The sequence below is a fragment of the Bacillus sp. SCT118 genome, from assembly GCF_058566435.1.
Genome location: NZ_CP191225.1, coordinates 1979551 through 1992931, shown reverse-complemented (window position 1 = coordinate 1992931; position 13381 = coordinate 1979551). Strand labels below are relative to the sequence as shown.

Below are 13381 nucleotides of genomic sequence, written 5' to 3'. Positions count from 1 at the left end.
AAAAGCCATACTGAGTATGGCTTTTAATAATACGGTGAAATCATCAAATATACAATAACGCCTGTAAGGCTTACATACAGCCATAGAGGCATTGTCCATCTCGCAATTTTTTTGTGGCGCTCTACCTGCATGCTGAAGCCTCTGATCAGCGTAAACAGCGCAAGCGGTACAATGATTGCAGAAAGGCAGATATGTGTAATTAAAATAAAGAAATAAATCGGGCGCATAATACCTTCTCCGCCATAGAGCGTGTTTTCCGCAATTGAGTGGTACGTCACATAGCAAATCAAAAATAGTAATGTTGTTGTGAATGCGGCTAAAATAAAGCGTTTGTGAGCTTTGATATTTTTCTGTTTAATCATAATCAGCGCGGCCAATAAGAAGATAAACGTAAAGCTGTTGAATATCGCATTAAGCATTGGCAAAATGTGAATATTCGCATGGCTGAACTGATCTAATTTAGGCATAAAAAACAGCACTGCGATTAAACCGTTAATCAGAACTGTCAGCGTAAGGACAATCCCCGTGTAATTTTTCGGTTTATTTTCTGTTTGGTTCATTTGGTGACCTCTCCTAATTTGTACTGGCTATCCAAATCGTATGCAAATTCAAAGAAGATGTCAACGGTTTCGATTGCTTCGTCAGAAATTAGACACACTTCAAAGGCCGGGGGCTATTAGCCCCGGCCTGTTAGGTTTACGCCTCTTTTATCAAATGTTCAATGACCTTATGTTCATTTTCATTCAGCAGGTTCTTTTGAATTTTCGAATGAATGGGTTTATTCATATGCTGATCCAAGATATCTGCCGTTTCTTTATCCCCGGCAATAACCATTCGTTCCCATCTTTTCACGGCAGCTTTTTGATCAAGGCTGGCAGCCAGCCGCTTATACAGTCTCGATTGGTTCTCTGTTATATGTTCCCTCATCCGCTTCTCTTCAAATGGTGCCGCTTTGTCTACAGCGGAATGGCAATTCTTCCAAGATTCATTGATCATATCATACTCATAACGCTCCACCGCCTCAATTTTCCCTAAAACGGTTTCAATAATTTTCACTTCATGCTGCTGAGTTAAAATAAACGCCGTACTTGGGTATGCCTGACGCAAACCCTTTAGCTGATCCAGGACAGCTGTTTCTTCCCAGTAAAATCTTGTATCTACAGGGACTTGAAGCTTAATAGGTTCCCATATGCCGCTGTCGGAAACAAAAAACACGAGACTGCGGGGCATGTCTTTTCCCATTGCATTCAAGTATTGATTCATTTTAGCCCTGATTCCATCCAGACACTTTTCCTCCTCTGGATCACTAGCTGCCAAATACTCTTTTAATCGGCTGAATCCTGACTTTAGGGCAATCTTCCATTCTCCCCCCTGCTGCTCTGGATCTCTCATGTCTGTATTGAGATACAGAGAGAGAATTTTATCCGGCGGTTCCAATTGGACATACTGTAATTTGTTAATCAATGAATCAATCGCCATTCCGATTCCTCCTTTTTCACAGGTTAGTTTTCTTTTTCCTCTCTTAAAAACGATCAAACCTGACTTTCCGCTAATTTCTAGTAATAATGGAATTGTTGTTTACAATACGCCTCTCTTCTAATACAATTGGTAACTGTGTTTCTAAGCTGATTTTTGAAAGGAGTTTGGTCTTGTTTACTATAAAAGAAAAAAATCGTCAAGAGCTTGAGGAAGAACTAAATGATTTAGAATTTCAAATTTATCGCATGCAGGAGAATATGAAGGATTTATCTAAAGATGCCAAAGTGCTTGGTATTGATCAATCGAAACATGATGAGTGGATGATTGTTTCCTCGATTGATGATGGCCAAACATGCAAAATTATGCTAACTGATTGTAAAACGGCTTACCGAGGAAAAGGCTGTTTTTCACTTGTAGCGTCTTACAAGGACGATGCCATTCATATAGGGGATATAACAGGCCCTCCGAATCACGGGTTTGGCTCCATTTGCATGAAATATTTAAAAGATATTGCAAGAGACCACAATATACCGAAAGTCACCGGAGACATCGCCAAACGGGATTGGAATCATGTAGACCGGCTGATTCACTTTTATGAAAAACATCAATTCAAAGTATGTATCGATCATGATACCCAATCCGGCAGCATTAAGTGGGTTGATTTGTAAAAAAGTCTGGAAGAAAGAGCCAAGATATGCTGTAATGGTATAAAACCATTGATGGAGGGTTTTATGTACGCCTCAAAACTGAAAAAGGGAGACGAAATCCGGATCGTGTCTCCCGCGACCAGCATGTCTATATTATCAAATGAAGCAAAAATCCAAGCAAAAACGGCGTTAGAACGCTTAGGTTATCGGGTAACCGTCGCTGAACACGCAAATGAATGTAACGAATTTGATTCATCCTCTATCGAGTCAAGAGTCCATGATCTGCACGATGCCTTTTTTGATCCAGGCGTCAAAGCGATTTTAACGACACTCGGAGGGTTTAATTCAAATCAGCTGCTGCGTTATCTTGATTACGAGAAAATCAAACGACATCCAAAAATTCTGTGCGGCTATTCCGATATAACCGCTCTTTGCAACGCAATTTATCGAAAAACGGGTCTTGTTACGTATTCAGGCCCCTTCTTTTCAACATTTGCAATGAAAAAAGGACTCGATTATACAGAGGAGTATTTTCTTTCTTGCTGCGCTTCAGACGATCCGTTTGAAATTCACCCCTCAAGTGAGTGGAGCGATGATCGCTGGTTTTTGGATCAAGAAAACAGGCGTTTTTATCCTAATAACGGCCCTGTTGTAATCCAAGAAGGTTATGCGGAAGGCAATTTAATTGGCGGAAACTTATGCACGCTTAATTTGCTGCAGGGAACGGAGTATTTTCCTGAAACAGAACATACTATTTTATTGATTGAAGATGATTATATGTCAGACATCCATATGTTTGACCGCGATCTGCAATCACTCATCCACCTCCCCGCTTTTTCACATGTAAAGGCGATTTTGATCGGCAGATTTCAGAATACATCAAACGTATCAATGGATCTTGTAAAAGCCATGATCGAAACAAAAAAAGAATTATCCGGCATCCCGATCATCGCAAATATAAATGCCGGACATACCTCGCCAATTGCCACGTTCCCTATAGGAGGAACATGCAGGATTGAAGCTATTTCGGGCACATCACGAATATGGATTGATAAACATTAATCAGCTTGTAAATTTTTTTACAAGCTTTTTTAGCGCAATCAGTTATACATGCCGCACGAGACATGACAAATGTCATATAGGAGGCATGATGTGTGCTACTACAAAAGACTTCTCTCATTAGCGTATACTGAACCGAGACACACAATGAGAGGATACTTACTATGACTGAACAAACCATTGCACATAAACAAAAACAGCTGACAAAGCAAGTCGCTGCATTTGCTCAGCCTGAAACAAAAAACAGCCTGATTCAGCTTTTAAACACGTTTATCCCATTCTTCGGCCTATGGTTTCTTGCTTATCTCAGCCTCGATGTCTCCTATCTTCTTACGTTAGCATTAACGGTGATTGCCGCAGGTTTTCTGACAAGAATTTTTATCATCTTCCATGACTGCTGCCATCAATCTTTTTTCAAACAAAAACGCTATAACCATATTCTCGGTTTTCTGACAGGTGTCCTGACTTTATTCCCGTATCTTCAATGGCAGCACAGCCATTCGATTCATCATGCGACTAGCAGCAATCTGGATAAACGCGGAACAGGAGACATCTGGATGTTAACAGTAAACGAATATAAAGCTGCATCCAGACGAACAAAGCTTGCATACAGAATTTATAGAAACCCGTTTATCATGTTTATTCTCGGACCGATTTATGTTTTTCTGATCACGAACCGTTTTAACAAAAAAGGAGCAAGACGCAAGGAACGTGTAAACACATACCTTACGAATCTGGCAATTGTCGCGTTGGCTGCCGCTTGCTGTCTGATCTTTGGCTGGCAATCGTTTTTACTGGTGCAAGGCCCGATATTTCTGATTTCAGGTTCAATCGGTGTTTGGCTGTTTTATGTGCAGCATACCTTTGAAGATTCTTATTTTGAAGCGGATGAAAACTGGAGCTACGTTCAGGCTGCTGTTGAAGGCAGTTCATTTTATAAACTCCCGAAACTGCTTCAATGGCTAACAGGCAATATTGGTTACCACCACGTTCATCATTTGAGTCCAAAGGTGCCTAACTATAAGCTTGAAGTTGCTCATGAACATCACGAACCTTTAAAAAACGTACCGACAATCACCTTAAAAACAAGCCTGCAATCACTCGCGTTCCGTCTTTGGGATGAAGATAACAAACAGTTTGTGTCATTTCGGGCTATAAAACATATACCTGTAAGCCTTCCGCCTGATTCACCAGAAAAACAGAAGCTGCGGAAGAACGCCTGATGTTAAAGGAGGTCTTCTAATATACTAGAAGGCTTCCTTTTTATTGTTGGAGGGTGCATTCTGGCTTTCACAATGATAAAGTTACAAGTAAGATGAAAAGCTGAAAATGAGGTAAGATCATGATTAAAAATCATTTTACATTTCAAAAACTAAACGGGATTACGCCCTATATATGGACGATATTTTTCATCCTCCCCTTCTACTTTATATGGAAATCATCATCTACATTTGTTATTATTGTCGGCATCATTTTGACGCTTTTATTTTTTTCGGTATATCGATTTGCTTTTGTCTCAAAAGGCTGGACCATTTATTTGTGGGGATTTTTATTAATTGGCATTTCAACCGCCTCCATTACCCTGTTCAGTTATATTTATTTTGCTTTTTTTATCGCGTATTTTATTGGAAACATTAAGGAACGCGTCCCTTTTCATATTTTATATTATGTCCATTTAATAAGCGCAGCCGTCGCAGCCAATTTCAGTCTCGTATTAAAAAAGGAATTCTTTCTGACACAAATTCCTTTTGTCGTCATTACCCTCATCAGCGCAATTTTATTGCCCTTTAGTATAAGAAGCCGCAAGGAGCGCGAACGGCTTGAAGAAAAGCTCGAGGATGCAAATGAACGGATTGCAGAACTAGTAAAATTAGAAGAACGTCAGCGAATTGCCCGCGATCTCCATGACACGCTTGGGCAAAAGCTTTCTCTTATCGGGTTAAAAAGTGACTTAGCAAGAAAATTGATATACAAAGATCCCGAACAAGCAGCTCGTGAACTGAAAAGTGTTCAGCAAACAGCGCGAACTTCTTTAAATGAAGTAAGAAAAATCGTTTCCTCTATGAAGGGCATCCGGCTCAAGGATGAATTGATCAACATCAAACAAATTCTCGAAGCAGCTGACATTATGTTTATCTATGAAGAAGAGAAATGGCCCGAAAATATCTCATTGCTGAATGAAAACATTTTGAGCATGTGCTTAAAGGAAGCTGTCACAAATGTCGTCAAACACAGCCAGGCTAAAACTTGCCGAGTTGACATTCAGCAGCTCTGGAAGGAAGTTGTGATTACAGTGTCTGACGATGGAACATTCAAAGGAGGAGAAAATTCCTTTTCAAAAGGACATGGCTTACTCGGGATGAGAGAACGGCTTGAGTTTGCAAACGGAAGCCTTCACATCGATGCCAAAAACGGAACCAAGCTTACCATGACAATTCCTAATAATTCAAAATAAACATAAAGGATGGCTTATATGATTAGTATATTTATTGCAGAAGATCAGCAAATGCTGCTGGGCGCTTTAGGATCACTTCTAAATCTCGAAGACGATATGGAAGTCGTAGGCAAAGGTACAACCGGCCAAGATGCTGTTGATTTTGTCAAAAAACGCCAGCCTGATGTATGTATTATGGACATTGAAATGCCCGGAAAAACAGGGCTTGAAGCTGCTGAGGAGCTAAAAGATACAGGCTGCAAAATTATCATCTTAACCACCTTCGCCAGACCCGGTTACTTTCAGAGAGCTATTAAAGCTGGCGTTAAAGGCTATTTGTTAAAAGACAGTCCGAGTGAAGAGCTGGCCAACGCCATCCGTAGCGTCATGAACGGAAAACGCATCTATGCACCTGAGCTGATGGAGGACTTATACAGCGAAGCTAACCCTCTTACAGATAGAGAAAAAGAAGTGCTTGAACTTGTGGCTGACGGTAAAAACACAAAAGAAATCGCTCAGGAACTCAGCATCAAAAGCGGGACGGTGCGGAATTATATCTCAATGATTCTAGAAAAGCTTGAAGTGAAAAATCGAATTGAAGCCATTACCCGTTCAAAGGAAAAAGGCTGGTTTAAATAAAAAGGGATCTTGGCATCTGCCAGGATCCTTTTTTTAACCTGAAATTCCCGTTTGAGAACCTCGTCGCAACCAGAATTAAACTGATCCATATCCTCGCTCCTAATGCCCGCGGAACGATTGTTTGGTTAACAGCCCAATAAAAGACAGGATTGAATGATATCCCTGTTAAAATGGTCGGCCATTGCACATCAGCAGAATTTCTGATATTGATTATATTGTATTTTCAGTATGACAAAGTTGTGCCACTTCGCTCACGAAGCTGCCATGCCCCACTGCAAGAGCCTAATAACACAATAAAAAACCGTCTGAAATCAATCCGATTCCGTAAATGGCATCTGCTACATCCAACTGCTTATTATCTGCCAAAAAAGATACAACATTTCGCTGATCAAAGATAGTAACAACCAGCTATAAATGTCATGATGCCGAATGTCTCTGTCATGTGGAATCAATCATTTACCCGAGAGCCCCTGAATCGCACATAAAGAGAAAAACGGGACCACTTTCTTTTATCAGCATATGATATAAACAGCTCTAAGCAGAACAAAAAAAGACACAAGCCAAAAGCTCATGTCTTTTATCACAATCTATATTTTTAGTTTAAGACTTTAACACTTACAGTTTTGACGCCCCAATTAGAAGCATCACTTTTACTTGGTACAAATACGTCGATTTTATTTCCTTTAATAGCGCCGCCAGTGTCTGCTGCTGTTGCTTCCCCGTAGCCTTCAACATAGACTTTAGAACCTAGCGGAATCACATTAGGATCAACCGCAATAACTTTCGCGTTCGGGTTCTTATTTAAGTCAATGCCTGTAGCTGTAACGCCGGAAATGCCGCCGTCGTTAGCAGTGTAAGCAGTAGCAGTAACTGTTAGTTCTTTTGAAGCTTCTTGATTATTTGTATTTGATTGAACAGCCTTCTCTTCTGTGTTAACAGAAGTTTCTGCCTCAGCTTTTGTTTCTTGTTTAGGTTGCTGTTGTACAGCTTCTTGTTTAGGTTGCTCTTTTTGCACAGCCTCTTGTTTTGGCGCAGCTTGAGGTGCGTTTGTTTGCGCATTCTCAACAACTGTGTTTGCTGCTGTTGCCTGACCTTTTACTGAAAGAGTTGATCCAGCATAGATCATGTCAGAGCTTAAGTTATTCCAAACTTTCAGGTTGTTGACTGTCGTGCCGAATTTTTGAGCAATCTTAGAAAGCGTATCTCCCGCTTTAATTGTATATTGCCCAGTCGTGGTTGTTTCTTCTGAAGAAATGGTCAGTTTTTCTCCTGCAATGATTTTATCAGAAGTTAACTTGTTCCATTCTTTTAAGTCCTTTAGGTTCACTCCATTTTTCTGAGAGATTCCCCAGAGCGTATCACCCTTTTGCACCGTAATTTCTTTTGCAGAAGCGTGAGCTCCGAATGCAGTTGTTGAAAGTGCAGCAACTGCCACAAAGGACATAATCGTCTTCTTCATAAGTAAATCCTCCCTTGTTAGCTTTTTATTGGCGGCTAACAGGTGATATCGTAACACACGTAAATGTCAAATCAATAACAAAAAGATATGATTTAGATTACAGTTCCTTTACATGAAGGATTTCTCTCTGATGGAAAGACTTGCTGAACCCTTGATATAATAGGCTTCGCAGGTCTTTTTATTTTGAGGCGAAACAGAGAAAATAAAATGTGTTTTTTATAGAAAAAAAGATTGTTTTTCTGTTTTTTTAGTCTGTCATCCTTGCATAAGCTTGTATTTCTTGTAAAAAAAGCCGGCCGTATTTTGCTCTTTTTTGTTCTCCGACTCCTTTTATAGACAAAAGTTCATCATCATTTACGGGTTGTTTTCCTGACATTTCTTTTAACGTTTGGTCAGAGAAAACAACAAATGGCGGAACACCCTGCTCAGCCGCAATTTCTTTCCGAACCATGCGCAATCGTTCAAATAGCTCGTCATTTTCAGTAATCGCTGCCGCTTTTAACGCTTCTTTTCTCGCTACTGATAATTCTCCTTTCAGCACATTCCTTCCTTTACTGCTGACAAAAAGAGTCGGAAACGTTCCGTCTGACATCCTGATGAAGTCGTCAGAAATAAGAAATTCGATAAAATCACTGATTTCGCCAACGGATTGGTGTTTTAATATCCCGTATGTTGAAAGGTCGGAAAAGCCATTTTCAAGAACTTTTTTATTTTTGGAGCCGGCAAGCACCTGGGCAACCATCGTCTTGCCAAACCGTTCTTTCATGCGAATGATACAAGATAAGACCATTTGCGCCTCCCGCGTCACGTCATGGGCCGCTCTTGTATCGGTACAGTTTCCGCAATGTCCGCACGCATCAGGCTCCTTTTCTCCGAAATACATAAGGATAAAACGCTGCAGACAATCTTCCGTATGACAGTAGTCGACCATTTGTCTCAGCTTTTTTAAATCCTGCTTTTGTTTCTCTTCATGTTCTGATTGCTCAATTAAGAAGCGCTGCACCATAATATCCTGCGGTGAAAACAGGAGAACACATTCACTGGCAAGACCGTCCCGTCCAGCTCGTCCTGCCTCTTGATAATAGCTTTCCATATCTTTCGGAATTTGTGCATGCAGAACAAATCTGATATTTGATTTATCAATACCCATTCCAAAAGCAGAGGTTGCCACCATAACTTGAAGCTCATCATTAAGAAACCTTTCCTGCTGCTCTTTTCTCACATCATCAGCCAAACCTCCATGATACCGGCCTGCCCTGACCTGATTTCGTTTCAATCTCTCATATATCCGATCAGCTTCTTTTCTGGTCGCTGTATAGACAATTCCTGCTTCATGCCTGTTGTTTTGCACATATTCGTCTATAAACCGATCTTTATTTTCTCCTTTTACTACTTTAAAGGTTAAATTATCTCTGGAAAATCCGGTATATACCGTGTTTTCTTTTTGAATATGCAGCTGTTTGCAAATATCATCATGAACCTCGGGTGTGGCTGTTGCTGTTAACGCCATGATGACAGGCTTGTCGTGTAATTCACGGAACAAGATTTCAATATTCCTGTAGCTTGGCCTAAAATCATGGCCCCATTGAGAAATACAGTGCGCCTCGTCTATTGCGACCAAAGGAACAACTATACCCTGCAAAATCCGGATAAACTCTGTGGACGTTAGTCGCTCTGGTGTAATGTAAAAAAGCTTATAAGCCCCTTCTTTGAGTCCGTTCAGCCTCTCATATATTTCCTGATTGGATTGTGTGCTGTTAATGTAGGCGGCGTTAATTCCCGCTTCTTCTAACGCATCAACTTGATCCTTCATCAAGGAAATCAACGGTGAAATGACGATCGTCGTCCCTTCAAACATTAATGCCGGAATTTGATAGCAAATCGATTTGCCGCCTCCCGTCGGCATAATGCAGGCCGTATTTTGCCTCGCTTCCGTCACCAAGCGGATCGCTTCATCTTGGCCGTTCCGAAACTTCTCATAACCAAAATAATGAGCCAGAAGGGATTGGGCTCTATGTAACATAACGTGTAAACCTCGCTTTTCCTTGAATTTCTCCCATCATATCATAAAAAAGCGGCCTTCATTTCTTTCACACAAAAATGGAATATTCACTATACCAAACCTTTTTAGATAAAATAAAAAGCCATTTCCGAAAAGGAAATGGCTTTCGCTACGTCTTGCCGTATGCAAGTAAGAAAGTTTTAAACCACCACTCCTCAAAGTGGGTGTTTGCAGAAACGTTCCTGTCGTCCTCTGCAATGGAGGCATGACATTCCGGCTTCGATATAAAACTCCCTATTACAGCTTAAAGGTTAAAACTTAATTAACAATACGCACAAAGTAGCTTCTTTAATATAGTACACCATCAGGCGGTTTTAATCAAGAGGTCAGAACAATTGTTTAGAAAAACTTTTTCCAGTGAATAAAACTGTTTTTTCTCCAAAATACCTGACAATTCGACAAACAAAAAATATATTACAATAAAAAAAACAGCCTTTTTCGCTAAAAGCGAATAATTATTTTCTTCTATATTAATGTGTATATACAAAAAGACTCCTATTTGTAACGATAGGAGTCTTGGCTTTATTAGAATTTTGCAGCAAGATCTTTTGCTTCTTGTAAACCTTTTTCAACGATTTCTTGCGCTTGATCAGGTGCTGCATTATGTCCTTCGATGACAACTGTGTGCAAGTCTTGAACACCCCAGAAACCAAGAACTGTTTTCATGAAGTTTAATGACATTTCAAGTGCAGCCATTGGTCCTTCTGAGTAGACACCGCCGCGAGCGTTAAGAAGCGCAACTTTTTTGCCGCCCATTAAACCGACTGGTCCTTCTTGTGTGTATTTGAATGTAACGCCTGCGCGAGACAGATAATCAACATAAGTATGAAGCACTGCTGGCACTGTGAAGTTCCAAAGCGGGAATGCGAAAACAACTTTGTCAGCTTTTACAAACTGGTTCAGATATTTGTCAGCAATTGCTGCTTGTTTTTTCTCATCTTCTGTCATTTCCATTCCTTGACCTGCTTTAAATGTTCCGTTAATCATATCTCTGCCAAGGTAAGGAAGGTTTTCCTTATGAAGATCTAATTCAACCACTTCATCATTAGGGTTGTTTTCTTTATAAGCAGCTAAGAAAGCTTCGTAAAGTTTAGTTGAAACGCCTTCTTCAGCTGTACGGTCGCTTGATTTTACAAATAAAACTGTAGACATTTGTATTCCTCCCGGTAAACTTTTTATATTTACTTACAAATAGTATGTTACTTTCTTTTTTACGCAAAGTCAATCACTTTATTTTGAATATGAGATTTTTTTTCAAAAAAAAGCAAGTACATCTAATATCGGTGTACTTGCTTGCCATTTTTACTTCGAATCTTGTTCACGATCCAAGATTTCATACGTCTGCGAGCTTTTTTGATCAATTGTTTCTTTGTTGGATAAATCTTTTACCTGTTCATGAAACTCTCTTTCATAAGAAGGAGCATCTGTCTCCAGATCATCCTCCACATCAGCTTGGGCCTCAACTGTCATTCTTGCATAAGGAACAGCTTCAAGTCTTTCGTAAGGAATCTCTTGGCCGGTTTTTTCACACACGCCGTAAGTTCCGTCTTTCATCTTTTGTAATGCACGGTTGACCTCCTCTAACAGCTCCCGGTCAATCTCTCTCACTGTTTGGTCTGTCATCCGGTCTGTGACGAGCGTCCCGTGGTCTGCCATATGGTTGTCAACCCCATTGGAAAGCTCCCCCACTTCTTCCGTCATTGATTCTGTTTCCTTTTTCTCGCCAGACAATTCTTTTTGCATATCGAGCAATTTATGATAGAGATGCTGTGTTTGTTCTTTTGTCAGTGCCATGTATATCCTCTCCTTTCTATCCTGTTTCCCGTTTTGCCTTCTGTCAAACATGGGAACATCGATGGAAAGATGAGCTACTGCCTTTTTGAACGGATCGTGACCGCTGGCGTCGATGGTGCTTCGGATTTTCGTTGGCACTTTTTGTCCTTCTCTTCTGGCGGTATATAATAGGTTGCGCCTATATTTAATCTGCCGCTCAGTTCATCAATGGTCAGCTCGCCGAATTCAAGATGATAGTCAATTTTTTCGACATTCAGCGTTTCAATATGTATATAGGTTTCTTCAGACTCCTGTTTGCTGCTTTGTTTTTGTTTCTCAATCACTGAGAGTCTTTCTTCACATTCACGCAGTTTGTCAAGTTCTGGTTTCAAGCAATGCCTGATCAGCGACCGGAACATTTTTTTCATGACATCACGACCCTTTGCATACTCCTCTTTCGTCTACATATATAATGAGGTATATCCCATAGAAAGGAGAGGTTTTCATGCTTCCGACTAACATCAATATTTCTCATCTCAAGACTAACTCGATAGGCACCGGCTCATCCCTTACCTTTGGTTCTGCGGAGTTAAGGAACAGGTGCTCTGCTATCAAAAGAAATAACGGTTTTGGGGAACAAAATGCAGATGTTATTGTCATGGTCATTCCGATTGAATCAATTGATGACCGTGATGGGGCAGATGCACTCAGTATGAAAATCAATCATCAATAACAATGGTTTTCGCTTGACCTTCGTCTTTTTGAATAGTGATGTATAGGATTCCGTCTTTAAAAATGGCATTCATCTTTCCATGAAGATGATCGGAAAGCGGAATTTTCTTTTCAAAACTTCCGTATTTCCCTTCTTTTTGGCGAAAGTCCTGTTCATTAAAATAGGAAAAGCGCTGCCCCTTCACCACTAAATAATCTCCGTACGATAATATGTGAACGTCTTGTTTACGGTAGCCTGGAAGATAAATTAAAAACTGCACTTCCGCAACAGTATCTACAATATCCATGCTCGGAAATGAAGCATCTCCTTTCCCTCGCTGATCTTGCTGCGCAAACGGAAACGGAGATTGGCCATTTGTCATAAAAGGGGTTTTTTGGTCTTCATCAAATACCTGTTTCCAAAAGTCACCGCCGTACATCTGCTGTGCGAATTCCATCCACTGCTTCATCTTTTCGAAATCCATTTGAAGCCCCCTGTCTTAACATACTTTATAACCGCCAGCATACAACTATAGAAAGGAGGTTTGCCTGTGGTTCAACCAACTCCGTATATCAATATTAATATTTTCATGCTGAAAATTAATTCCTTTGAAAATGCTTCAGCGGTTAACGTAGGACAAAATTTATTGGCAGAATGGCAAAATTCAGATAAAAAAAATCAAGGCTACGGACAGAATTTTGGAGATGCGAGCGGATTTATGGGCACGAGAAGCCATGTGGATGACAGAGACCAAATTGATTCTCCGGCCTCTTTTGAAAGTGAAGCGGTTAACTCCTCAATCAAAAGGAAGTGATGAGATGTTCTTTTCTCCCTCCGTCGTGAATGTCGGCGGATTTAAAATCAATACGATGGACCGTGGTTCCTCTTTAACACTCGGTCCGTATCAGCAGGTCGATTACTTTTTATCAGCTAAAATAAATCAAGGGTTTGGAGAAGAAAATGGCGACTTTACTCCTCTTGTCGTACCGATTTCAAATGTATTAGATGCAGATCTTGTTGATTCGAACTCAGCGAAAAACAGTGTGGTGTAATAAGAACAGGGCGCACATGCCCTGTTCTTGTTTTTATATAAAAAAAAGCCTAACCATTTTTTGAA

At 40.3% G+C, this 13381-nt stretch carries 16 protein-coding genes and 1 other RNA gene; 8 read left to right on the top strand and 9 right to left on the bottom strand.

What is annotated here, in order from left to right; translation table 11 throughout:
- Positions 1–23: 23 nt before the first annotated feature.
- A complete protein-coding gene (locus ACQVGT_RS10470) occupies positions 24–560 on the bottom strand; it encodes a DUF420 domain-containing protein (protein WP_003231280.1) in 537 nt (178 codons plus the stop codon).
- A 136-nt stretch (positions 561–696) separates the two neighbouring features.
- Positions 697–1479, bottom strand: a complete 783-nt coding sequence (locus ACQVGT_RS10465) for a VLRF1 family aeRF1-type release factor (RefSeq protein WP_015483331.1) — start codon at positions 1477–1479, stop codon at positions 697–699.
- A gap of 170 nt (positions 1480–1649) precedes the next feature.
- Between ACQVGT_RS10465 and ACQVGT_RS10460 the strand changes: the two genes are divergently transcribed.
- The 5 genes from ACQVGT_RS10460 to desR all read left to right on the top strand — a co-directional run bounded on the left by ACQVGT_RS10460 (position 1650) and on the right by desR (position 6258).
- Positions 1650–2147, top strand: a complete 498-nt coding sequence (locus ACQVGT_RS10460; protein WP_015483332.1) for an N-acetyltransferase — start codon at positions 1650–1652, stop codon at positions 2145–2147.
- Positions 2148–2210: 63 nt separating this feature from the next.
- Complete coding sequence (locus tag ACQVGT_RS10455) at positions 2211–3188, top strand: S66 family peptidase (RefSeq protein WP_015483333.1); 978 nt, start codon at positions 2211–2213, stop codon at positions 3186–3188.
- Between the two features lie 161 nt (positions 3189–3349).
- Positions 3350–4408 carry a Delta(5) desaturase DesA gene (gene desA / locus ACQVGT_RS10450; RefSeq protein ID WP_015383856.1) on the top strand — a complete coding sequence of 353 codons (1059 nt, stop codon included), beginning with the start codon at positions 3350–3352 and terminating at the stop codon, positions 4406–4408.
- A 119-nt stretch (positions 4409–4527) separates the two neighbouring features.
- Positions 4528–5640 (top strand): two-component sensor histidine kinase DesK, encoded by a 1113-nt coding sequence (gene desK / locus ACQVGT_RS10445; protein ID WP_015383857.1) that lies wholly within the window; start codon positions 4528–4530, stop codon positions 5638–5640.
- An 18-nt stretch (positions 5641–5658) separates the two neighbouring features.
- Positions 5659–6258, top strand: coding sequence for a two-component system response regulator DesR (desR, locus tag ACQVGT_RS10440; RefSeq protein WP_004399356.1), 600 nt, complete (start codon positions 5659–5661; stop codon positions 6256–6258).
- Between the two features lie 595 nt (positions 6259–6853).
- On the opposite strand, the gene ACQVGT_RS10435 is transcribed toward desR, so the two are convergent.
- From ACQVGT_RS10435 to ACQVGT_RS10410, 6 genes are all read right to left on the bottom strand, one after another.
- Positions 6854–7717: a LysM peptidoglycan-binding and 3D domain-containing protein gene (locus tag ACQVGT_RS10435; protein ID WP_015383858.1), complete on the bottom strand. Its 864-nt coding sequence runs from the start codon at positions 7715–7717 to the stop codon at positions 6854–6856.
- 247 nt (positions 7718–7964) lie between these two features.
- Complete coding sequence (gene recQ, locus ACQVGT_RS10430; RefSeq protein ID WP_015383859.1) at positions 7965–9740, bottom strand: DNA helicase RecQ; 1776 nt, start codon at positions 9738–9740, stop codon at positions 7965–7967.
- A gap of 141 nt (positions 9741–9881) precedes the next feature.
- A non-coding RNA gene (gene ssrS, locus ACQVGT_RS10425) (6S RNA) lies at positions 9882–10068 on the bottom strand.
- Positions 10069–10304: 236 nt separating this feature from the next.
- Positions 10305–10931 (bottom strand): FMN-dependent NADH-azoreductase AzoJ, encoded by a 627-nt coding sequence (gene azoJ / locus ACQVGT_RS10420; protein ID WP_003231260.1) that lies wholly within the window; start codon positions 10929–10931, stop codon positions 10305–10307.
- Positions 10932–11081: 150 nt separating this feature from the next.
- Positions 11082–11573: a TraR/DksA family transcriptional regulator gene (locus ACQVGT_RS10415; protein ID WP_014477068.1), complete on the bottom strand. Its 492-nt coding sequence runs from the start codon at positions 11571–11573 to the stop codon at positions 11082–11084.
- A 74-nt stretch (positions 11574–11647) separates the two neighbouring features.
- Positions 11648–11980 carry a hypothetical protein gene (locus ACQVGT_RS10410; protein WP_015383861.1) on the bottom strand — a complete coding sequence of 111 codons (333 nt, stop codon included), beginning with the start codon at positions 11978–11980 and terminating at the stop codon, positions 11648–11650.
- A 77-nt stretch (positions 11981–12057) separates the two neighbouring features.
- On the opposite strand from ACQVGT_RS10410, the gene ACQVGT_RS10405 reads away from it, so the two are divergent.
- On the top strand, positions 12058–12285 hold the full coding sequence (locus tag ACQVGT_RS10405; protein ID WP_015383862.1) for a hypothetical protein: 228 nt from the start codon (positions 12058–12060) through the stop codon (positions 12283–12285).
- Here the strand turns inward: ACQVGT_RS10405 and yocM are convergent.
- Positions 12272–12748, bottom strand: coding sequence for a salt stress-responsive protein YocM (yocM, locus tag ACQVGT_RS10400; RefSeq protein ID WP_003231255.1), 477 nt, complete (start codon positions 12746–12748; stop codon positions 12272–12274). The genes ACQVGT_RS10405 and yocM overlap by 14 nt on opposite strands.
- A gap of 66 nt (positions 12749–12814) precedes the next feature.
- Between yocM and ACQVGT_RS10395 the strand changes: the two genes are divergently transcribed.
- Together ACQVGT_RS10395 and ACQVGT_RS10390 are read left to right on the top strand one after the other, a co-directional pair.
- Complete coding sequence (locus tag ACQVGT_RS10395) at positions 12815–13078, top strand: hypothetical protein (protein WP_004399338.1); 264 nt, start codon at positions 12815–12817, stop codon at positions 13076–13078.
- A gap of 4 nt (positions 13079–13082) precedes the next feature.
- Complete coding sequence (locus tag ACQVGT_RS10390; protein ID WP_003231251.1) at positions 13083–13316, top strand: hypothetical protein; 234 nt, start codon at positions 13083–13085, stop codon at positions 13314–13316.
- Positions 13317–13381: the final 65 nt, after the last annotated feature.

What these genes read in the sequence shown, in the direction of transcription:
- ACQVGT_RS10470 (WP_003231280.1), bottom strand. Translation starts at nt 560, where the DNA reads ATGAACCAAACAGAAAATAAACCGAAAAATTACACGGGGATTGTCCTT.
- ACQVGT_RS10465 (WP_015483331.1), bottom strand. Translation starts at nt 1,479, where the DNA reads ATGGCGATTGATTCATTGATTAACAAATTACAGTATGTCCAATTGGAA.
- ACQVGT_RS10455 (WP_015483333.1), top strand. Translation starts at nt 2,211, where the DNA reads ATGTACGCCTCAAAACTGAAAAAGGGAGACGAAATCCGGATCGTGTCT.
- desA (WP_015383856.1), top strand. Translation starts at nt 3,350, where the DNA reads ATGACTGAACAAACCATTGCACATAAACAAAAACAGCTGACAAAGCAA.
- desK (WP_015383857.1), top strand. Translation starts at nt 4,528, where the DNA reads ATGATTAAAAATCATTTTACATTTCAAAAACTAAACGGGATTACGCCC.
- desR (WP_004399356.1), top strand. Translation starts at nt 5,659, where the DNA reads ATGATTAGTATATTTATTGCAGAAGATCAGCAAATGCTGCTGGGCGCT.
- ACQVGT_RS10435 (WP_015383858.1), bottom strand. Translation starts at nt 7,717, where the DNA reads ATGAAGAAGACGATTATGTCCTTTGTGGCAGTTGCTGCACTTTCAACA.
- recQ (WP_015383859.1), bottom strand. Translation starts at nt 9,740, where the DNA reads ATGTTACATAGAGCCCAATCCCTTCTGGCTCATTATTTTGGTTATGAG.
- azoJ (WP_003231260.1), bottom strand. Translation starts at nt 10,931, where the DNA reads ATGTCTACAGTTTTATTTGTAAAATCAAGCGACCGTACAGCTGAAGAA.
- ACQVGT_RS10415 (WP_014477068.1), bottom strand. Translation starts at nt 11,573, where the DNA reads ATGGCACTGACAAAAGAACAAACACAGCATCTCTATCATAAATTGCTC.
- ACQVGT_RS10410 (WP_015383861.1), bottom strand. Translation starts at nt 11,980, where the DNA reads ATGAAAAAAATGTTCCGGTCGCTGATCAGGCATTGCTTGAAACCAGAA.
- ACQVGT_RS10405 (WP_015383862.1), top strand. Translation starts at nt 12,058, where the DNA reads ATGCTTCCGACTAACATCAATATTTCTCATCTCAAGACTAACTCGATA.
- yocM (WP_003231255.1), bottom strand. Translation starts at nt 12,748, where the DNA reads ATGGATTTCGAAAAGATGAAGCAGTGGATGGAATTCGCACAGCAGATG.
- ACQVGT_RS10390 (WP_003231251.1), top strand. Translation starts at nt 13,083, where the DNA reads ATGTTCTTTTCTCCCTCCGTCGTGAATGTCGGCGGATTTAAAATCAAT.